The 20,682-nt window shown below is 49.8% G+C and carries 19 protein-coding genes; 13 read left to right on the top strand and 6 right to left on the bottom strand.

All coding sequences use genetic code 11. The features are described 5' to 3' along the window. Positions 1–103: 103 nt before the first annotated feature. Positions 104–1,708 carry an ABC transporter permease gene (locus AACQ84_RS07040; RefSeq protein ID WP_083764482.1) on the bottom strand — a complete coding sequence of 535 codons (1,605 nt, stop codon included), beginning with the start codon at positions 1,706–1,708 and terminating at the stop codon, positions 104–106. Positions 1,709–1,892: 184 nt separating this feature from the next. On the opposite strand from AACQ84_RS07040, the gene AACQ84_RS07035 reads away from it, so the two are divergent. Next, complete coding sequence (locus tag AACQ84_RS07035; protein WP_041443478.1) at positions 1,893–2,135, top strand: hypothetical protein; 243 nt, start codon at positions 1,893–1,895, stop codon at positions 2,133–2,135. 15 nt (positions 2,136–2,150) lie between these two features. Here the strand turns inward: AACQ84_RS07035 and AACQ84_RS07030 are convergent, their stop codons facing one another. Next, positions 2,151–3,926, bottom strand: a complete 1,776-nt coding sequence (locus tag AACQ84_RS07030; protein ID WP_012306998.1) for a S8 family peptidase — start codon at positions 3,924–3,926, stop codon at positions 2,151–2,153. Between the two features lie 85 nt (positions 3,927–4,011). After that, the gene (locus AACQ84_RS07025; protein WP_030006575.1) at positions 4,012–4,803 is read right to left on the bottom strand and encodes a YaaW family protein; all 792 of its coding nucleotides are present in this window, start codon (positions 4,801–4,803) and stop codon (positions 4,012–4,014) included. Positions 4,804–4,909: 106 nt separating this feature from the next. Here AACQ84_RS07025 and AACQ84_RS07020 point away from each other — a divergent pair, with 106 nt between their 5' ends. Further along, positions 4,910–5,884 (top strand): NAD(P)/FAD-dependent oxidoreductase, encoded by a 975-nt coding sequence (locus tag AACQ84_RS07020; protein WP_012306996.1) that lies wholly within the window; start codon positions 4,910–4,912, stop codon positions 5,882–5,884. Between the two features lie 11 nt (positions 5,885–5,895). Here AACQ84_RS07020 and hmpF read toward each other — a convergent pair whose 3' ends face one another. Beyond that, the gene (gene hmpF / locus AACQ84_RS07015) at positions 5,896–7,557 is read right to left on the bottom strand and encodes a pilus motility taxis protein HmpF (protein ID WP_012306995.1); all 1,662 of its coding nucleotides are present in this window, start codon (positions 7,555–7,557) and stop codon (positions 5,896–5,898) included. 430 nt (positions 7,558–7,987) lie between these two features. On the opposite strand from hmpF, the gene AACQ84_RS07010 reads away from it, so the two are divergent. The 6 genes from AACQ84_RS07010 (at position 7,988) to modA (ending at position 14,963) form a co-directional block, all read left to right on the top strand. Beyond that, positions 7,988–9,175 carry a response regulator gene (locus tag AACQ84_RS07010; RefSeq protein ID WP_012306994.1) on the top strand — a complete coding sequence of 396 codons (1,188 nt, stop codon included), beginning with the start codon at positions 7,988–7,990 and terminating at the stop codon, positions 9,173–9,175. A gap of 258 nt (positions 9,176–9,433) precedes the next feature. Continuing rightward, positions 9,434–9,829, top strand: a complete 396-nt coding sequence (locus AACQ84_RS07005; protein ID WP_012306993.1) for a response regulator transcription factor — start codon at positions 9,434–9,436, stop codon at positions 9,827–9,829. 60 nt (positions 9,830–9,889) lie between these two features. Next, complete coding sequence (locus AACQ84_RS07000; protein WP_012306992.1) at positions 9,890–10,426, top strand: chemotaxis protein CheW; 537 nt, start codon at positions 9,890–9,892, stop codon at positions 10,424–10,426. Positions 10,427–10,566: 140 nt separating this feature from the next. Continuing rightward, entirely contained in the window at positions 10,567–13,275 is a 2,709-nt protein-coding gene (locus AACQ84_RS06995; RefSeq protein WP_012306991.1) for a methyl-accepting chemotaxis protein, read from the top strand. 105 nt (positions 13,276–13,380) lie between these two features. Next, entirely contained in the window at positions 13,381–14,175 is a 795-nt protein-coding gene (locus AACQ84_RS06990; RefSeq protein WP_012306990.1) for an MlaE family lipid ABC transporter permease subunit, read from the top strand. Then, a complete protein-coding gene (modA, locus tag AACQ84_RS06985; protein ID WP_012306989.1) occupies positions 14,172–14,963 on the top strand; it encodes a molybdate ABC transporter substrate-binding protein in 792 nt (263 codons plus the stop codon). Before AACQ84_RS06990 ends, modA begins: the two co-directional genes overlap by 4 nt. Here modA and AACQ84_RS06980 read toward each other — a convergent pair. Together AACQ84_RS06980 and AACQ84_RS06975 are read right to left on the bottom strand one after the other, a co-directional pair. Continuing rightward, positions 14,953–15,549: an Npun_F5749 family FMN-dependent PPOX-type flavoprotein gene (locus tag AACQ84_RS06980; RefSeq protein WP_012306988.1), complete on the bottom strand. Its 597-nt coding sequence runs from the start codon at positions 15,547–15,549 to the stop codon at positions 14,953–14,955. The genes modA and AACQ84_RS06980 overlap by 11 nt on opposite strands. Positions 15,550–15,591: 42 nt before the next feature. Further along, positions 15,592–15,915 carry a DUF2605 domain-containing protein gene (locus AACQ84_RS06975; protein WP_012306987.1) on the bottom strand — a complete coding sequence of 108 codons (324 nt, stop codon included), beginning with the start codon at positions 15,913–15,915 and terminating at the stop codon, positions 15,592–15,594. 191 nt (positions 15,916–16,106) lie between these two features. Here AACQ84_RS06975 and AACQ84_RS06970 point away from each other — a divergent pair, with 191 nt between their 5' ends. The 5 genes from AACQ84_RS06970 to AACQ84_RS06950 all read left to right on the top strand — a co-directional run bounded on the left by AACQ84_RS06970 (position 16,107) and on the right by AACQ84_RS06950 (position 20,535). Continuing rightward, positions 16,107–16,769 carry a TIGR00266 family protein gene (locus AACQ84_RS06970; protein WP_012306986.1) on the top strand — a complete coding sequence of 221 codons (663 nt, stop codon included), beginning with the start codon at positions 16,107–16,109 and terminating at the stop codon, positions 16,767–16,769. Positions 16,770–16,778: 9 nt separating this feature from the next. Beyond that, positions 16,779–17,456: a TIGR00266 family protein gene (locus tag AACQ84_RS06965; protein WP_012306985.1), complete on the top strand. Its 678-nt coding sequence runs from the start codon at positions 16,779–16,781 to the stop codon at positions 17,454–17,456. A gap of 39 nt (positions 17,457–17,495) precedes the next feature. Further along, positions 17,496–18,194 carry a TIGR00266 family protein gene (locus AACQ84_RS06960; RefSeq protein ID WP_012306984.1) on the top strand — a complete coding sequence of 233 codons (699 nt, stop codon included), beginning with the start codon at positions 17,496–17,498 and terminating at the stop codon, positions 18,192–18,194. A 98-nt stretch (positions 18,195–18,292) separates the two neighbouring features. Further along, entirely contained in the window at positions 18,293–19,222 is a 930-nt protein-coding gene (locus AACQ84_RS06955) for a substrate-binding domain-containing protein (protein WP_012306983.1), read from the top strand. Further along, positions 19,222–20,535 (top strand): sensor histidine kinase, encoded by a 1,314-nt coding sequence (locus AACQ84_RS06950; RefSeq protein WP_012306982.1) that lies wholly within the window; start codon positions 19,222–19,224, stop codon positions 20,533–20,535. The genes AACQ84_RS06955 and AACQ84_RS06950 overlap by 1 nt, the downstream gene beginning before the upstream one ends. Positions 20,536–20,682 lie beyond the last annotated feature (147 nt).

The following is a 20,682-nucleotide window of genomic DNA, read 5'->3' as shown; positions in this document are numbered from 1 at the left end:
GATGATTTTTGTAATGAATAAAATCAACCTTCTAGAAGTCACCTTACCCATTCTCACCCAGTTATTAAAGATTTGTAGCGAATTTCTTACATTTGTTATCCATTCACTCGTTACGGACGTGGGCAATGCGCCAACTGAGAAAAATCACCGGAATCAAGCCCACCGCCAAAATCGCCAGGGCGGGCACGGAAGCTTCAACTAACCGTTCATCGGAAGCATATTGATAAACCTTCACGGCCAGGGTATCGAAGTTAAAGGGACGAATCACCAGGGTTGCCGGGAGTTCCTTCATCACATCCACAAACACCAACATCGCAGCGGTTAACAAGCCACTCCACATCAGGGGAGTATGCACACTCACCAGGGTACGAATCGGGGTATAACCGAGGCTGCGGGAAGCATCGTCTAGGGTGGGCTTAATTTTGCCGAGGCTCGTTTCGACGGCCCCAAAGGACACCGCCAGAAAGCGCACCAAATAGGCAAAAACCAGGGCGGTAATGGTGCCACTCAGGAGTAAACCCGTGGAGATATTAAACTGGGCTTGGAAAAAATTGGCGATCGCATTGTCGAGTTTCCCCATGGGAATCAGAATCCCCACCGCAATCACCGAGCCGGGAATGGCATAACCTAGGGACGCAATCCGCACACCCAAGGCCATCCAGAGGCTGTGATTTAACCGCTGACCGTAGGCCAAAATCAAGGCGATCGCCACCGCTAAAATTGCCGTTACACTGGCTAAGACAAAACTATGCTGGGCAAAATCCCAGAACTGTGTCCGAAACCGCGCCTGGGGACGATTAAAGGCCATTTCCAAAAGAGTACCGACGGGCACAACAAACCCAAAAAAAACCGGAATCCCACAGGTCATCGTGGCGACCCCAGCCCGCCATCCTTGCAACTCATAGGCCTGGGGTTTGTCGTAGTTATTACTGGTTTGATAATACTGGGCTTGGTGCCGCGACCATTTTTCGAGAACCAATAACCCCGCAATAAACAGCATCAATACCGCCGCCAGTTGTGCTGCTGCCTGGGGTGCCCCCAACCCAAACCAAGTGCGATAGATCCCTGTGGTGAAGGTTTCGACGCCAAAATATTGCACGGTGCCAAAATCATTCAAGGTTTCCATCAGAGCCAGGGCCAGACCCGCCGTAATCGCTGGCCGAGCTAAGGGTAAGGCGATCGCCCAAAAACTTTTCCAGGGGCCGCAGCCTAAAGCGCGACTCGCCTCTAGGGTTGTGACGGACTGCTCTAAAAAAGCCACCCGCGCTAACAAGTAAACATAGGGGTAGAGCACCAAGATCAACATGATAATTGCCCCTCCCAGAGACCGAACCTCCGGAAACCAATAATCCTGGGCCGATTGCCAACCGAAGATCAGTCGCAAAAACCGCTGCACCCAGCCGAAGTAATCCAAAATATCCGTGTAAATATAGGCCAACAGGTAAGCCGGAGCGGCGAGGGGCAAGAGTAACAATACCTCCCAAAAACCTTGGCCCCGAAAGCGACACATCGTCACCAACCAAGCCGTGGCCACCCCGACAACTGTGACCCCCACGCCGACCCCAAGCATCAACCACAGGGAATTGAACACATAACGCCCCAGCACCGTGTCGACTAAGTGACGCCAAATCTCGCCAGAATCCGTGAAAACGCTCCCCAATACAGAAAAAATCGGTAGGGCAATCAAAGCGGCGATCGCCAAGGTCATCGGAGTCCAAAAATTAAGCTGTAAACGTTTCAAGGGATTCACAATCAGGAGAGGTACCAAAATCCCATTGTGGAGTGAAGGGGAAAACTAATGCAACTCATTTGCACCAAAGTTCCCCTCGCCGGGACGATAAAATAGGCAATATTAACCATCATTGCCCAAAGTAAACCCCAACCCATTGGTCATGAATCAACCTAATTTCCTCACCCCAGAAGAATCCCTCGATGTCGATGCTGCCCTCTTAAGCAGTCCAGAGAAATTTCTCGCTCGTCTGACCATTTCTTCCCAACGGTTACTGGGGATCATTGCTCAAGATCTCGACTGCCCCATCGAAAACCTGAGCCACAAAGAAATTATCCAGTGGTTTGAAAAGGACGCCAAAACACGCCAGGAAGAAGGCCCAGAAGCGGCTGTTTTAAAGTGGTAAATTTTGACAGATTTCTTAATTACTGGTTTTTAACGGTTCCGTCAGCATTAATTTCGCTAGGGCCACACACAGGAGTCCATTAATCCCTAAAAATGCCTGGGCTAAAATACCCGATCCCAAACCCCAAACCATCGGCCCGGCGATCGCACTGACCCAGAGGCAACTCGCCACCCCCAAACAGAGACCAACCCCAAAGCGTTTTCCCCCTTCGGTACCAGCCAACAGGAGTAACACCCCAAAGGGAATCAAAACACTAGCGAACAGCGGATTTAAAGCAGGATTTCCGTTGATGGCATTGCCCAATTCCGGGAGAGAGCTACCCAGAAGCCGAAAAGGGGCCTGGGGCAAATCAAAAATATAAATGCCCTTGAGGAAAAATAGCCCCGAACTGCCAAAAACCAAGCCACTACTTAGGGGCCATCCCCAACCAAAGGGCAAATAGTTCCGCAGCAGAAAAGCGAGAAGATAGGAACCCAAAACCATCGCTAACTTTGGCAGAAGGGCTACTGTTCCCCCATCAATCCAAAAACGAGGATTTAAATACCCATTGTCCCGGAGCCAACGGAAGAAATCTTTGACGGTGATTTTGCCTTTGAGAGCTTCTGTCACCGCCTGACCCGCATTGAGATACCCCGCACCGTAGTGATTCAGAGGATCCTCAGTAACCTTTTGGGCTGATTGGGTTAAAACCTGTAAAACTTCGGCTGGTTTAGTCACACCACTCGCTTTCACCATGGCCGCCACACCAGCCACATGGGGCGCAGCCATACTGGTGCCTTTGTAGTCGATAAATTCTGGTTTGCCTGTTTTAGGGTTTAGGGTTTCCTGGAGAATGCCTCCCGTTTCACTGCCCCCAGGGGCCGCAAGGTCAATCCCCGCCCCGTAATTGGAATAGGGCGCTTTTTTGCCAGCCGCATCGGTGGCCGCAACGCCGATCACTTTAGGGTAACGGGCCGGATAGGCAGCAGCATTTTTGTTGGCATTACCAGCGGCAGCGACAATCACCACATCTTTGCGGTAGGCATAGTCAATTGCTTCTTGCATCAGTTGACTGGCACCAGCTCCCCCAAGGCTGAGGTTAATCACATCGGCCCCTTGATCGGTGGCAAAACGAATTCCCTCGGCGATATCAGCAACGGTGCCACCACCATTAGCGGCGAGGACTTTAATGGGCATAATCTTTGCTTTATAGGCAATGCCAGCAACACCGTAGTTATTGTTCGTCGACTGGGCGATAGTGCCAGCAACGTGGGTGCCATGGCCCACATCATCTAAAGCTTCTGGGCGATCGCCTACGAAATCGTAGCCCCCAACAAAGGCGGTTTGTTCTAAATCTGGCACAGGGCTAACCCCAGTATCGATAACCGCCACGGTGATCCCTTCCCCTCGGGTTTCTGACCAGGCAGCTTCGACATTAATGCTGCGTAAATTCCATTGCTTTGGGTAATCTGGGTCGTTTGGCACCCCATAGGCCCGGTAAATGTAGTTGGGCTCGATGTATTCCGTTGCTTTTTTAATGGGGTCAGATTGGCGCAACCACTGGAGCATTTCTCGCTTGCCCTCGATGACGTAGATCTGGTCAGCAGCGGAAAATTCACTATTGAGCCGGGGGATGACGTTGAATTGTTGGGCGATCGCCTTTAACTGTGCCTCAACGACACTGGTTTCCACGGTTTCGCGAAAATCCAAGATTAAAGAATCGTATTCCCCTTGGGTCGCCAAGCTCGGCGATCGCCAAAGGCCAAACCCAAGACCAATACAGAACAGCAGCAAAATTAAAAATTTACGCATGGGGAAGTTTTGCCAAATCTATTGCCCCAGCCTAGCTCAAACTTCTGTGAAAACGGGCCAATGTAACAGAGTTAAACCAGGGGGTTTAAGCAACAACCAGGGGTTCTCTAGTGAGGCGAATTTGGGCCAAGGTGACAATCATCGGGATAATACGCCCGTAATTAGTGGCGATCGCCCGCCAACCGAGATCGACAAGAAACCAACTCCACAAGGCCGGGACAACAGCCCCCAACACACTACGGGTGAGGCCATAACGCAGGGCAGTTTGGGTCAACATCAAAGAACCCAGACGAGTTGTGGTTGTTTTTAGGGCTTGGCCCGTCGCAAAATGTAGCGCCAATTGCCGGGCAACCTGCTTCATTAAAAATGATTTCAGCACACTACTAATCACCAAGGTGCTACTGCCTTTGAGGAAAATTCTCAGGGGGTTATGTTGGAGTTGGACGGGCAAAGCTTCCGGTAAATCCGTTTGGGCCAGCGATCGCCTCACTCGATCAATCAAGGCGCGTTGTTCTTTTTGGGGGAGTTTATCCCAAGCGCGGCTGGTCAAGGCGAGGAAAATTTCTGCTTCAAGCTCAATGGTATCCAGGGCAGTCCCACAGGGAATATCGAGGAATTCTCCTACCTGAAACAGGATCTGGCGGTAGGTGAGGGTTTTGGTTTGGCGACGGAGCACCGTGACCCCATCGGCGGCTAAAAAACGGAAGCGGGTTTCGATGTGCTGAATTTGGCGATCGCGGTCTTGACTACGAATGGCGCTGGGTTGAGGCGTTTGCCAATAGTCGAGGGGATTAAATTTACGGCTAAAGAGCAGTTGAGTGAGGTGGTGCAGTTCCTCATCCGTTGCTAATTCCAGGGCTGTCCGTAGTTCATCCACAGCAAACATCATCTCCACGCTTGATGCTGCCTATTGTAATCTAGCTTTTCGCTGGTCAACTTTTTACAATGGGGCGCGGACAGAGAACGTCAGGAAATGTGATCAAATGTTGGATGTGGCGATTATTGGGGCAGGCTTAGCGGGGATTCATTGTGGCCGAAAAATTAAACAGGCAGGCCAACAGGTCGCACTTTTCGATAAATCCCGTGGTGTGGGTGGTCGCCTCGCAACCAGACGGATTGCAGCACAGCCCCTTGACCATGGTTTACCCTACTGGGAGATTTTAGGAGCCCATACAGCAGCTTTAACGGAAACTTTAGTTGCAGCCGATCTTTTAAAACCCTGGTCGGTGGCAACAAGCGATCGCCTTGATCCAGAGATTTGGCAAATCCTTGCGGGGGAACAACGGTGGATGGTGCCAGCGGGAATGACGGCGATCGCCAAATATTTAGCTCAAGATTTAACGATTCATCGGAGTCAACGCCTGATCCACCTCGAAGAACGTCCGGGCCATTGGCGACTGGCCTTTGAACAAGGGGAAACCGTCTGCGCGAGGCAGGTGGTTTTAGCGCTACCCCTGCCCCAGGTGATCACACTCACTTATTCTTTTATTACCGTGCGCGATCGCCTTGCGGAAATTTTTTACGCTCCAGCCCTCTCTCTCATGGTTGGTTATGACCAGTTTGATTGGAGATTTCCCTGGCAAGCACTCCGCCTCAGCCAACATCCCCGATGGCGCACAATTAGCTACGAAGGCCAAAAGCGATCGCCTGGGAATTTCACCCTAGTCTGTCAAACGACGGGAAATTTTGCCCAAAATTATTTAGAGACAGCGGATTTAACCACCGTCGCCATCACGCTATTGGATGAATTACAAAATCTTTTTACCTTACCGACACCCCAATGGTGGCAGATCCAGCGTTGGCGCTATGCTCTCCCTGCAATGAACTATGGCCAAGCCTATTATCGTTTTGCCACGGACTCTCCCCTGATCGCCTGTGGAGATTGGTGTTTGGGAAATGGTATCGAAGGGGCGATCGCCGCTGGTTTGGCCACTGGTGATGCGCTTTTATCAGCGTAAATTCTATAAGTTTATGGGGAGTGAGTCGCCTCAGTCATGGTTTGTTCGAGTTCCTGGGCGAGCTGTTGCTGTTGTTCGTTAACCTTTAGGAACTGGTGAATTAGATTTTCCAGGGTGCGTAGGGACTGGATAATTTGTTCTAAAGCGTCCTTGAGGGGGAGCAACTCTTCCTGATAGAGCTGAATTTTTCCCTGTAATTGCGCCTGTTCCCGCTGTTTGGCTTCGTATTCGGCTTGTTTTTGCTCTAGATCCTTTTGTTGTTGCGCTAACTCCCGTTCCTGGGGCATGAGAATATTTTCAAGCTGCTGAATCGTATGGTGCATCGCCTCAATTTCTGCTTCAAGCTTCTGCTTTTGGGTTTCGTCTTCCTCCTGATAATCTTCGAGGTAGGCGATCGCCGGACTCAGGTCAATATTTTGCTCTGCTTCTACTTCAATAATTCCTTGGCGACGCTTGAGAATGCGTAAATGCTGTTGTAATGCCCCTTGACGTTCCCGGAGGGTGCGTCGCTGACCCACTAAAGTCTGGTTGAGCATCCCTAATTTTTCTTCTTCGTCCCTGAGTTCTTCTTCTAGCTCTTGGAGTTCCATCACGTTGTCTGGTTCAACTGTCGCCAAAGACGCTTTAATTTCTCCTACCGCCTCATGTTGGAGGGTGAGTTCTTCTTCCTGGTCATTGACAAAGCGAACTAGCTTATCCAAATCGTCCCGCAGTTTCTCGACGGTGGTTTCGAGTTCTCCGAGGGGCATGGCTTCGATCGCCGCTAAATCCACCCCATAGTGCTCGATGCCCCCCATTCCGGCAGCGAGATTATTGAGCAAATCCTGCATATCTTCTTGGCGCTGACGTGACGTAGCCAATTGGTTGAGGATTTCGGCAATAGTCCAGCGCTTGGTTTCGGTCTGGACTTGGGTGGCGATCGCCGCGAGTTGGGTCTCTAGTTCCTGAAGCTGTTGGGGATATTGCGCGAAGGTTTGAAAAAGTTCTTCCTGTTGCGTGAGTTCGTCGAGCAACTCATTTAGTTGGGTACGTACTTCGTCTGTGGGGGCATTATTACTTTGGCACTGGACGAGAATTTGCTGAATTTTTGTGGCGATCGCCGGGCTTAATCCCTGCCCATCGGTTTCTTCCTGGAGATTGGCTAGCCGTTGTTGTTCTCCCCGGAGCTGCTGCCAGGCCCCTTCTAATTCTGCTTGCTTACGGGCAAATTCTGCTTTAATTTCGTCGGCCTCGGACTTAAGTTTTTCAAAGGCTAGTTTTTCATCCTGGAGCTTTTGCAGTTCGGCTTCGGTTTCTTCAATTTGGTCAAGGCGACTATTCATTTCCTCCTGGCGACGATTGAGTTCATCGGCTTGGTAGGTCAAGGATTGCCGCCATTGTTCAATTTCTTCCTCTTGGGATTTGGATTTGTCCATGAGGCGAGAAAAGTTCTGGAGCACCGTCAACAGTCGGTTTGTGGCGATTTCGGGGGAGCCTTGAATCGTCCGATTATTGCCAAGGTTGACGATCACGAGGGTTCCATCATTGAAATTACTCAATTCATCGGCAGGGACTAATTCTTCCCCAGGCACCGTGCTCCAACTGCGATCATTACGTTCACAGGCAAGCAATTTGATTTCGGTCTTGCTTCCCATGAATCCTTTCGTTTTTTTGACCTCTGCAAGGTATAGCACGTGAATGTATTCCCCCTGAAACTGCTAGTGCCTGAGCGAAGTGGTGATGAGTCATGGATAGAGTGTAGTGCGTAGGTGACCTAACTTTAAAGCCTTAGGCGATCGCCATTGGTTGGGACTGACCGGAGGACTGCCATCACGAAACATTTTTAGGATTACCCATGGTCAAGGGGGCACTTACGACTGGAGTTGACTCACCTTCAATGATTTTAGAAGATCATTGTACTGGCTTAATCTTCTTGGCTAGGAGTGTAATTTTTCGTGATTTTCTGACATAGCAACGAACGACTTGTCTTACCCTAAAGGGAAAATGATAGGCCAGTTAGTCTTGATACTTGTCCACGACAGTGAATTGCGCCTGGGATTAGTTAAGCTTTAAATCCAAGGGCGATCGCCCTGTTCCCATGATCCCAATGATCCCCAAAAAAGTATGCAAGGGAATCTCAATGAAATTGATCTCCGTAGTATTTTGCAGCTCCTTGAGCTGGGACAACGGACTGGGCAATTGTGGATCGAAGCTCGACCATCGGGGGCCGTTGATGATTTGAGTTGGCAGTTTCCACAAGCGCCGCGTTTCCAACACTCACTGCCTTTGTCCACCTGGTTAGTCTTTTTTGTGAATGGTCAAATTGTCTACGGGACTGATGACTATTCTCCCCAGATGTACCGTTTGCAGGATTACCTTGTCCATTACCATCTCACCCACAAGCTAGGGGATCTTGATCGGGGGGCGATCGCCGAAACCACAATCCCTGAATATGCAGCCCTATGGCGACTTTTAGAAACCCAAACAATTACCGTTGATCAAGCGCGGCATATCCTCCAGGCAATGGTGCAAGAAACTTTGTTTGATCTCTTGAGTCTCCACCAGGGTCACTTTAATTTTCAGTTGGGGACTCCCTTTGGGCCACAGCTAAGCACCTATGCAGTGACTTCATTGCTGTTTGAGACGGTTAAAAAAGTCCAGAAATGGAAGCAACTCTATCCCCAGATTCAATTTCCCCAACAACGTTTACTGCTGGCCCAACCCCAAAAACTTGCCGCCGCGCTACCGGCGATCGCCTACCAAAAATTAGCCCAGTGGACTACCGGAGAAACGACTCTCCGCCAACTGGCCCGTTACCTCAATCGTGACCTCGTTGCCCTTGCGAGGGCCTTGCTTCCCTATATCCAAAAGGGTTGGCTCCAAGTTCTAGATCCTCTCCCTCCCCAAAGTTTGTCACGTCCCAGTGAAATGTCGTCTCACCAGACCAGGCGAATTCTTTGCATTGATGATGACTTCACCATCGGTAAGGCCGTAGAGCAAATCCTCAGCACCCAGGGATATCAAGTGCACCTCGTCCAAAATCCCCTAGAGGCAATTCAAGCGGCCTTTGCTGAGGTGCCCCATTTAATTCTCTGTGATATTGCCATGCCCCACCTAGATGGCCATGAAATTTGTATGATGCTGCGTCACAGTAAGCGATTTCAAAACGTTCCTATCATTATGCTGACTGGACAAGAGCAGTTTATTAACCGAATTCAGGCAGATTTTGCTGGGGCAACGGATTATTTAACAAAACCCTTCGGCCAGCAGGAGTTGTTAACCCTGCTAGAAAAATATCTCCCAAACCATTAGCCAGTGCAGATCTCCCCAGGCGATCGCCCCCGGAGTGAAAAAACAAGCTATGATGGCGATGGCCTAACCCTTAGTCCCCATCGCACCCTTGCTGAATACCAAGATTCACGGCAATTCCCCAGAAATTTTTCAAGAAATAAACATTTTGTAATCCCCCTCCCTGATAAATTAAAGTCTGTCCGTCCCAGGGCATGTTTTTGACAATGTTGATGCTACGGTGATTATTACGCCGGTGATTTTATTGCTAGGACATTTGTAATGAGTAGAATTTTGGTTGTTGAGGATAGCCTCTCTCAACGGGAAATGATTTCAGAATTACTGAAAGGCAACGGCTTGACAGTGGATGTTGCCGGTGATGGTCTTGAGGCGTTAGAAACCCTCAGTCAAATGGCTAAAAATGCGGCTGAAACCCTGCCCAACTTAATTGTGCTCGACATTGTTATGCCACGGATGAACGGTTACGAACTCTGTCGTCGCCTCAAATCCGACCCAAAAATTCAAAATATCCCCATTGTGATGTGCTCTTCAAAGGGGGAAGAATTTGACCGGTACTGGGGCATGAAGCAGGGAGCCGACGCTTATATCGCGAAACCCTTTCAGCCAGCGGAGTTAATTGGCACCATCAAGCAACTCCTACGCAGCAATAAAAAATAAGTTAAGCCCTGGGGAGTAGCCGTTTTGGCGAAACCTGAATTGTCTGTTTTCTTTCGATCTATGTCTACACCTGATGACAGTTCCTTACCACAAAACCTGACGTCCTTAGAAACCCAGTTACAGGGTTTAGAAAGCCCGGAAGGGGAGTTACACCTCAAGTTTCAGCTTCCTTCAGGGACTGGGTTTGTGCTGCCGGCCTTTGGCATCCGTGAAGTGATGCAACAATCACCGGATCGGATTACCCCGATTCCCAATGTTTCGCCACTGCTGCTAGGGACGATCAATCTCCGGGGTCAGGTTATTTGGGTGGCAGATTTGGGGCAATTTTTAGGCGATAGTGCCCCCTTACGGACGGACCGTGCCGAAATTCCAGTGATTGCCATAGAGGATCAAGATATGCTCCTGGGTTTAGCCGTCGAAGAAATGCAAGGGATGCAGTGGCTTGCTGCGGAAACGTTGCAGATTCAGCTTAGTGATCTGTCGGATGTTATGGCCCCATTTGTCCGGGGGATTTGGACGGATGGTGATGATGCCAGTAAATCTTGGCATTTATTAGACCATGTGGCGATTTTAAAATCGGCCCGTTGGGCAACATAAGGGTGTTAATACTTACTGCGGTGGTGCTGTGATCTGCGAGAAAGTAGATTACATTAAAAATACGTTTTGCATCCGTTAAAAAGTTTGTGCAGCGCTCAGTAAGATAATCCTAAAAATGTGCCAGTCCAGGAGGGAACCCGATGCCGCCCAGCACCACTGATTATTCAAAGGAGTATGCTGAGGCCCAGAAGGCCTATTATCAGAATAATTTGCCTGAAGCAGAGGCGATCGCCAATCGGTTACTCAAAGATTACCCGGACGATCCCCATTTGCTCCTTTTAAGCGGCCATATTTCCCTTGGTTTACAAGATTTAGGGCGGGCCTCCGCGTTCTACCATCGGGTTTTAGATGTCACCAACCAGCGGGACTACCATGAATACGCTCGCCAAGGTTTGACCCAGGTCAATGCCTACAGCGATCAAGTCAATGGTCACCGGGAAACCAGCGGTGGACAGCCGACCCTCACCCAGCCAGAAGATTATCCGGTTGCAGCAGAATACAACTCCCCAGAAAACTTTGTCACAGCAGCAGGGGAACAATCAATTTCGGCGGATGATTATTCAGAACAATGGGCAGAACCAGAGTTGCCCCTGAGAAATTTCCCGGAAGATGAAGAAACTTTTTTAGTGCCCCACCCTGGCGATCGCTCCCCTGAACCAGGTTTAAATCAGTCCCTTAATGATCCTTTTTTCGAGGCAGAGGCTGGCGAATTCATTGAATTTAACGAAGACGAATTGGTTGAATTCGATAGTGCGGCTGGCCTAGAAGAAGACGGAGATTTCCTAGGGAGCGAAGATACGTCTCCTTTCGATTTAGATTGGTCACCGACCCATGAAAATGGCAGAATTTCAGCAGATCAAGACCATTTTGATGCAGTGGATACTGCACCACTCGGCTTTGAAAGTGAGTCCCCCACTTGGCTCGAAAATCCTCCTTTAGCCGATGCAGACGCATTGACATTTGATGAGCCAGCGCACCCAAGTTTTGCACCTGACTCCCTCTCCCCTGATGAGGCGGCAGATTTTGACGATGAAATTAGCTTGGGTAGCCTTGGGGCAGAACTATTTGATGAAGAACCAGAAGCGCCACCAAAACAGGATGAAGGGGGCTTTTTAGAGGAATTTGGCATTCTCAACGAACAGGATCTAGATGATTTTGGTGATCTCGGTTCGGATATTCTCGATGATGACCAAAAAATGCCGGATACAGGTCTGTTTGAAGCGCCCCTAGAAACACCGACGACCTCAGGGGAGTTTAATTTTGATGATTTTCCCGAAGAATTGGGCCTCACCGAAGACGACAGCCTATTTATCACCCTAGGGGAGGATAGTCTCTCTGGCGGTCTAGGGACAGATTTTACTGTTTCTGATAAACCCCAAGAAATTGTCGCGGAAAACCCCAAAGGTTATTTGGCTTGGTTTGAAAATGTGCCTCTCCAGAAAAAACAATTGTTCACTGCGACTGGCGCTGCTGCTGCATCGGTGATCGCCACTTTGATTGTGACAGTGAGCGTATTTCAAACCACCCCAGCCGAACAACGGCCCCAAACCCTCTGGCCCGTGGCCAAAACAGGTTTACTCACTAGCTTATTGGCCGGGGCAGCCAGCTTTGGTACGACCCTCTTTTTTGGGAAGTTAACAACTCGGCAGATCAAACGTAGCACTGACAACCTACAAAACCAGTTCGACGCGGTTTCCCAGGGGAATCTCAATGTCAAAGCAACGGTTTTTGCGGAGGATGAGTTTGGTGCCTTAGCCACGGGCTTTAATAAAATGGCCCGGGTTATTTTAAATACCACCAGTGAGGCCCAGCGGCGAGCCGAAGAAACAGAACAGTCCAAAGAAGACCTCCAGCGCCAGGTGATCCGCCTCCTTGATGATGTGGAAGGGGCCGCCCGGGGAGACTTTACCGTCCAAGCAGAGGTCACAGCCGATGTTTTAGGGGCCGTCGCCGACGCCTTTAACCTCACCATTCAAAATCTCCGGGAAATTGTTCAACAGGTTAAACAAGCGGCGCGCCAGGTGAATAAAAATGCTGCCGATAGTGAATCCTTTGCCCGGGGTCTATCCAGTGATGCTCTCCGTCAAGCTGAAGAATTGGCCGTTACCCTCAACTCGGTACAGATGATGACGGATTCAATTCAGCGGGTTGCTGAAAACGCCCGGGAAGCTGAAGAAGTCGCTCGTACCGCTTCGAGTACAGCCCTCAAGGGGGGGGAATCCGTAGAGCACACCGTAGCCGGGATTTTACAGATTCGAGAAACGGTGGCCGAAACAGCCCGTAAGGTAAAACGCCTGGCTGAGTCTTCCCAAGAAATTTCGAAAATTGTCGCGGTGGTCTCCCAGATTGCGTCCCGTACAAACCTCTTGGCGTTGAATGCATCCATTGAGGCGGCCCGGGCTGGGGAGTCAGGCAAAGGCTTTGCCATTGTGGCCGACGAAGTCCGTCAGTTGGCAGACCGTTCTGCAAAAGCCCTGAAAGAAATCGAGCAAATTGTTTTACAAATTCAAAGTGAAACAAGTTCGGTAATGACCGCAATGGAAGAGGGTACCCAGCAGGTTATTGACGGTACCAAACGGGCTGAACAAGCGAAGCAATCCCTAGAGGACATTATTCAGGTATCAAACCGTATTGATGCCCTCGTGCGCTCAATTACGGCGGATACCGTTGAACAGCGGGAGAATTCTCGTGCCGTGGCCCAGGTGATGCAATCGGTAGAGTTAACCGCTCAGGAAACTTCCCGAGAATCTCAACGGGTGGCCGGATCGTTACAGAAATTGGTGGGCATCGCCCGGGATCTGTTGGCTTCTGTGGAGCGATTCCGCATAGAATCCACGGATGAGGCGTAATATGATTGGGCAACGGCGTTCATGCCAATAAAATTTACATCAAGTTTGGCGATCGCCTTTTCCCTTTGCCTTTTTTTTATTTTCAGTTGTCCCATCCGATCACCTATGACCAGCCAACGCAGATCAAAAAGTTCCCTTGGGAAATGGTTTGAGCGGTTAGTTGCCGCAACCCTTCTAGGGGGGCAAGTCATCGTACATCTCCTGCGGGGGCGTTTCAACCGACGCATTACCATTGAACAGATGGCGGCGGTGGGGCCTGATTCCCTCCTCATTGCCCTAGTCACGGCTGGGTTTGTCGGCATGGTATTTACCATCCAGGTGGCGCGGGAATTTATTTACTTCGGCGCAGGCACGGCGGTGGGGGGCGTTTTAGGTCTTTCCTTGTCCCGGGAGTTAGCCCCTGTATTAACGGCGGTGGTGTTGGCGGGGCGTGTCGGCTCGGCCTTTGCAGCGGAGATTGGCACCATGCGCGTCACTGAACAAATCGATGCGTTGCATATTTTACGCACAGATCCCATTGATTATTTGGTCGTCCCCCGCTTCTTGGCCTGCTGTTTGATGTTGCCTTTATTGACTGTTTTATCGCTCCTCACGGGGATGGCTGGTGGGTTAATCATCGCCATAAATTTGTATCAAATTCCCCAGTCTATTTTTATCAACTCGGCCCAGAGTTTTTTAGAATATTGGGACATTATCAGTGCAATGATTAAATCTGTTGTTTTTGGGGGCTTAATTGCCGTCATTGGCTGCAGTTGGGGCTTGACAACGACTGGGGGAGCAAAGGGCGTAGGACAATCGACAACAACGGCTGTTGTTACATCTCTACTAGCGATTTTTATTGCTAACTTTTTCCTATCTTGGTTGATGTTCCAGGGTTTAGGTAGTGCCTTAGTGGGATGAAATTCAAACTGCCACATTTTGTTTTGGGTCTAAGCATTGCCCTTGTAATCAGTCTACATGGTTGTACTTTTGGTAATTCTGGGCAAACTTTAGTGGTGGCGATCGCCGCTTCCTTGACCGATGTCATGGCAGAGATTCGTACCGAGTTTCAAACACAGTATCCAGACATTTCAATTCAATTTAATACCGCTGCTTCCGGGACGTTGCAAAGGCAAATTGAGCAACAAGCTCCCATTGACATTTTTGCTAGTGCGGCCCTAGAACCTGTTGAATCCTTGGCTCAAAAAGGGTTTATCGCAGCAGAAGCAATTCGTATTTTTGCGGAAAATCAACTCGTTCTGATTCAAAATCAACAAAGCCAACCGCAACTGAATCGTTTGGAAGATTTAGCGGGTGAGGATGTTCAAAAAATTGCTCTGGGTAATCCAAAAACAGTACCAGCAGGACGATATGCCGCAAATCTCTTAGAAAAATATTCCCAGCTTTACCAAACCCTAGAACAGTCCCAAAAATTAGTTTTTGGGGAGAACGTGCGGCAAGTTTTAACCTATGTCCAAAATCAATCGGCAACGGCAGGGTTTGTCTACCAAACAGATATTTTTCAGCAATCTAATTTGCGAGTTATTGAATCTTTTTCGCCAGAACTAACAGGGTCAATCTTGTATGTGATCGCCCCAATTAAAGTCTCACCCAACCAAACCCAAGGGCAACTTTTTATCAATTTTATTCTGGGTCAAAAAGGTCAGGCTATTTTACAAAAATATGGCTTTCTTCCCCCTAGGGATTAACTGTTTTTTGCTGCCAAGTACCGTCGGCTGTGAGGTCATATAAAAAGCGATTTTGGGGATTGCCCCGCAGTTCGAGGTGATCGACCTTTGTCACTTGAAACAGGAGAAGCACGAAATTAGAAACAGGCTCTTGATTATTCACTGCAGTTGGCTGGAAATCAGCTAAATTTTCACTACGGCGATCGCCAGGCTGGGGCCAGAGAAATTGAGCCCGGGCTTCATCCGAAAGGGCTTGCCAGGTCTGTTGTCTAGCGCGATTTAGTCGTGATGGCGGACTTGCTGCTGTAACCAGCTTAATCTGACCACTAAAGCGGAATTGCTCCCGGGTTTTGGTGAAATACCAAGCAATTTCGGCGTCGGAGCTAGTGGTGAGGTGGTTTATTTTGTCACTGCGCTGATCCGTAATGATTTTGAGATCATTGCTTCCTTCGAGGAACCCCCGAAAAACCACCGTGCGATTCCTGGGTTTTCCTGTCGGCGTTACGGTGGCCAACTGAAAAAAGCGGTGGTGGGGCTGACTTTTATTCCGGTGTAAGGCCCGGGCTAGGGGCGATCGCCAAGGAGCCAATTCAAACGTCACAGGCATGATTGTTTACGGTAGGGCCAAGCATAATCCAGTATCGAATAATTAGGCCTCTCCTTCTAACTGACGTCGCTTTTGAGCCACTTGCCAACATTCAGAAACCAATTGGTGCCAGGGCATCAACACCTGAACATCGACTCCAGCATTGCCATCGGTGGCTTGGAAAAGAGACTTGGTCGCCATCACCTCCCCCTGGGCCTGGCGAATGCGGGCGATTAGGTCTTCCTGCTCGGCGGGGGCCATAAAACTTAAGGATTTTTTTTCGAGGGCCGTTAGGGATAGATCAAACCAATAAAGAAAATCATCCAAAAGCGGGGCCAGTACAGCCTTTAAAAGTTGCTTTTCATCGGCGGGTTCTGGAGAAAACATAGATATTTTTGAAAATGAGACTTTCTTCACATATCTTAACATTTTGAGGCGATCGCCGCTGTCGAGGATGATTTCCTTGAATATTAAGCAACCTTAACAAACATTTCTTCACTCCCATTGCCCTGCTAAAAATAAGGGGAATTAGCTTGTATTGGGCTAGTTTATTCAAACTCTTATCAGGTAGAGTCACGGTGAAATACGAAATCCGCTATAAACCCGCCTTTGCTTGTCTATTTGTCACCCTCGAACCCGGCGAACAGGTCACAGCCGAATCCGGTGCAATGGTCAGCATGGATGGTGGAATCTTAATGAAAACTGAATTTTCGGGGGGATTTTTCCCGGCGATTCTCCGTCGGTTATTTGGGGGAGAATCCCTGTTTGTGAATGTTTATCGCAACACGAGTCAGCGGCCCCAGACCGTCATTTTAACCCAGTCAATGGTGGGTGATATCCACCGCATTGACCTGTCCCAGGGGCCGATCTGTTTTCAGCCCGGTGCTTACATTGCCCATACCCCCGGCGCAAAAATGGGAATCCGTTGGGCTGGCTTTGCCAGTTGGTTTGCGGGGGAAGGTCTCTTCAAGCTGCAATTCACAGGTAGTGGCCGGGTCTTTTACGGGTGCTACGGCGGCATCATTGAAAAACACATCAAGGGTGAATTTATCGTCGATAACAGCCACCTCGTTGCCTACGATCCGGGCATCACCATGAATATTCGGATGTCTGGGGGCTTATTTGGTTCTCTCACCTCCGGCGAAGGCCTGGTGAATAAACTCAAAGGCCGTGGCCGAATCTACCTCCAATCGCGGAGTGTGTCAGGTCTTGTGGGCTTTTTACGTCCAAAATGTCGTTAGGGGGTAGCTATGGAAATTAAACTCTTACATCAACCAGATAATGCGATCGCCCATGTCACCCTCGACGCTGGGGAAGAAATCATTGCCCAAGCCGGCGCCATGGTTGCCATGAGCGGCAATATCAATGCCAGCACGACCCTCCGCAAAGGCAAAGGGGGCGGCATCATGGGAGGGCTAAAACGGATGCTTGCCGGAGAATCCCTCTTTCTGAGCGTTTTTCGAGCACCCTTACCCAATAGTGAAATTTGGTTTGCCCCCAAGCTGATGGGGGATCTCCTCCTGTACGAAATGCGGGGCGATGAATTTGTTGTCCAAGCCTCTTCCTACCTTGCCTCTGGCCCCAATGTGGACATTGATCTCGGTTGGCAAGGCTTTAAATCCTTCTTTTCAGGGGAATCTATCTTTTGGCTCAGCATCAGTGGCCAAGGGCCTTTGCTGGTGACGTCCTTTGGGGCCATTTACGAAGTGGATGTGGATGGCGAATACGTCGTGGATACGGGCCACATCGTTGCCTTTGAAAAGAGCCTGAGCTTCACCGTGGGTAAAGCAAATCCCTCTTGGATTGGGGCATTCCTCGGTGGAGAAGGGTTAGTCTGTCGCTTCCGAGGCAAGGGCAAACTGTACTGCCAAACCCATAATCCCGGAGCCTTTGGTTCCCTGGTTGGTTCCCAATTACCACCCCGTTAAGTTGTCCTTTGAAGCCAGTGCTGAAAGTGCTTAAAAATTATGTCTCAGTTTGAATTTCGCGTTGAAAATAATCCCTCCTATGCCTCGCTCATTGTGACCTTACCGCCCAACCAAACCCTACTCGTAGAGGCGGGGGCGATGGCGGCAATGGATGCCAACATTGAGATGAAGTCGAAGATGCGGGGGGGTTTGATGAAGGGCATCGGGCGGATGTTCAGTGGAGAATCCCTATTTATCAGTGAATTTACCGCCAGAAATAGCGCCGGGGAACTCTATATCTCGCCAGGGGTGCCGGGGGATGTGACCTACTACCATTTGGACGGTTCTAAGGGTTTGATGGTTCAGTCTTCGGGTTTTGTCGCTTCTAGTCCCTCAGTGGATCTTGACACCAAATTCCAGGGGCTGAAGGGTTTCTTTACGGGGGAATCGATCTTTTTCCTGCGGGCATCGGGCCAAGGGGATTTTTGGTTCAGTTCCTACGGGGCGATCATTGAAATTCCTGTAGAGGGGGATTATGTGGTGGATACGGGCTACATTGTCGCCTTTGAGGATACGCTGCAATACAACGTGGAAATGATTGGGGGCTTATCTTTCCGGAGCCTGCGCACAGGGATTCTCGGCGGAGAAGGCTTAGTTTGTCGTTTCAGTGGCAAGGGTAAGCTCTGGGTACAATCGCGGAATCTTTTCCCCCTGTTGAATTTCCTTTATCCGTTCCGCCCCGTGCCAAATAATAATTAACTGCGTTTCTAGGAAAATTGATTAGCTGCTGTGCGGTGCGCCTTCGGGGTGATTACGGTATCCTGAAGGCAAATTCCATGCACGCAACAAGAGCAACCATGGCCCAAAAAAATGATACGTTGCCTCTAATGATGGCCCTCGTCGTTACCCTAGGCATTCTGGGGGGCGGTGGTTGGTGGTTTTTAAATCGTTCTGGCTTCCAGGGTTTGGCCCCAAATGGTGCAGAAACGGGAAATAATGATGGGGCGATCGCCCCAGGTTCCCAAGCTACAGATAATCCTTTCAGTCCACCGGCAACAGTGGCCCCAGGAACGGTGGTAAAAATTTCTGGCTCTACCAGTATGGTGCAGATTAACACCGCCCTAAAAAATCGGTTCGAGTTGCAATATCCCCAGACTCGTGTTGAAACAACTGCTAATGGGTCGAGTAAGGGGCTTGAAGATCTGCTGGCGGGAAATATTGACCTCGCGGCGATCTCCCGCCCCCTCCAGCCGGAAGAAATGCAACAGGGCCTCAAGGCGATCGCCGTTACCACCGATGCCGTCGCCATTGTAGTCGCCAAGGAAAATCCCTTTAGTACTGGGCTGACTGGGGAACAGGTACAGGGCATTTTCCAAGGGAATCTCACCGATTGGTCAGCGATTACCGATAAAGCGACAGGAACAATTCGGGTTATTAATCGCCCTCCAGTGAGTGGCACTTACCAAACTTTCCAAGAAACGGTACTCAACGGCTCAAACTTTGGGAATGGCCCTAATTTTATGAATATGGAACAGGATGCCACCACGCCGATTTTGCAGGCCCTGGGTGCAGATGGGATCAGTTATGCCACTTACAGCCAGATCGCCAATCAGCAAACTGTCAGAACAGTGCCCATCGATGGGGTCACCCCAGAATCAGACCTTTATCCCTACACCCGCACCCTTTATTACGCCTACCAAGAACCCGCTTCCCCCCAGGTTGAGGCTTTCCTTGGTTTTGTTGGGACTCCTGTGGGAGCAGAGTTGATCCAAGCGGCGCAGCAGTAATGTTTCAAACCACCCGTAATCGTCTGGCCCTCTGGTACACGGCGATCACCGCAGTGTTGCTTTTGGTTTTCGCGACGGGGGTTTATTTTTACGTGCGCTACACCCTGATTGAACGCATCGATGACACCCTAAAGCACGTAGTGGAAGTGGTAGAGCGATCGCTGATCATTGAGCCAGATGATCCTGTGGGCTATCACATCAATTTAGAAGCCAGCTTTCGGCAACAGTCCCCCACCGTCGAAGATGACCGCATTGACCTCGAATTTTTCAACCCAGCCGGAGAATTGCTCTGGTCTACTTTTTCTGAACCATTAGTCTTGCCCCTAGAGTGGCACCCCCGGGGGGAAACGGTACGTCTGGGTGATGATTATCTTCTGCGACAAATCACCGATCGCCTCGAAGTGGATCGCTATGTTTTGGGGTATCTACGGGTGAGCCATCCTTGGTTTGAGGTGACGCGACCAATTCGCAAATTAGTCCTTGATCTCAGCCTGGGGATCGCGATCATGATTACCTGTGGGGCGGTGATTGGCTGGTTACTGTCTGGTATTGCCATCGAACCGGTAAAGGATTCCTATCAACAATTGCGGCAATTTACGGCGGATGCGTCCCACGAGTTGCGTAATCCCATTGCGATGATCCAAACCAATGTCCAAATGGCGATCACCTACCCAGATCCCGACCAACGCCAACAAAATCTCAAGGTGATTGAGCGACTCACCCAACGGTTGGGCCGTTTAGTGAATGATCTCTTATTTCTCGCCCGCAGTGATAGTGGGGTGCTTCAGGCGGAATTTGAACAATTACCCCTGGATGCTCTATTGCTGGAGGTTATTGAAGAACAACGGGCCATCTGCCGCCAGGAAAAAATTGAGTTGCAGTTGGATATTCAAGGGGATGCCACCGAAGAAGCCTATCTCATCTTGGGAGACTGGGATCAGATGGCGCGCCTCTTTACAAATCTGATCGGCAATGCGATCGCCTATGCTTTTCCAGGGGACTGGGGCGACAAACCCAAGCAAATTACCGTCACCATGGCCCTCAAGGAGAAAACAGGGCGGACAACCGGAGAAACCCTCCAAGTGACGGTTAAAGATAATGGCATCGGTATTCCTGCCGAAAATTCAACCAATATTTTCGACCGTTTTTATCGTCTTGATCCCGCCCGGACAAACCCTGGGGAAAGTAGCACTGGTTCAGGTCTTGGCCTCGCCATTGCGGCGGCGATCGCCAAAAACCATAAAGGCAAAATCACCGTTGAAAGCAAAGATCAAGGCACAACATTTTCCGTTTTTTTACCACGAGCGACTTAAGAGCTTATTTATAAAGCCCTCCTACCCTCAGTCTGGGGGAGATTTTCGGACAATCAATTGGGATCATTGGGATCAAAGTCCTCCAAAATGAAAGTCTCTAAATCCCCAGCGAAAAATTCCCAAGAAAAAAGCCCCAACAGTTTTAAC

The organism is Picosynechococcus sp. PCC 7002 (assembly GCF_963860125.1).
GTDB lineage: Bacteria > Cyanobacteriota > Cyanobacteriia > Cyanobacteriales > MRBY01 > MRBY01.
The sequence above is the reverse complement of the archived record's forward strand: the minus strand, read 5'-3'. Positions and strand labels throughout refer to the sequence as shown.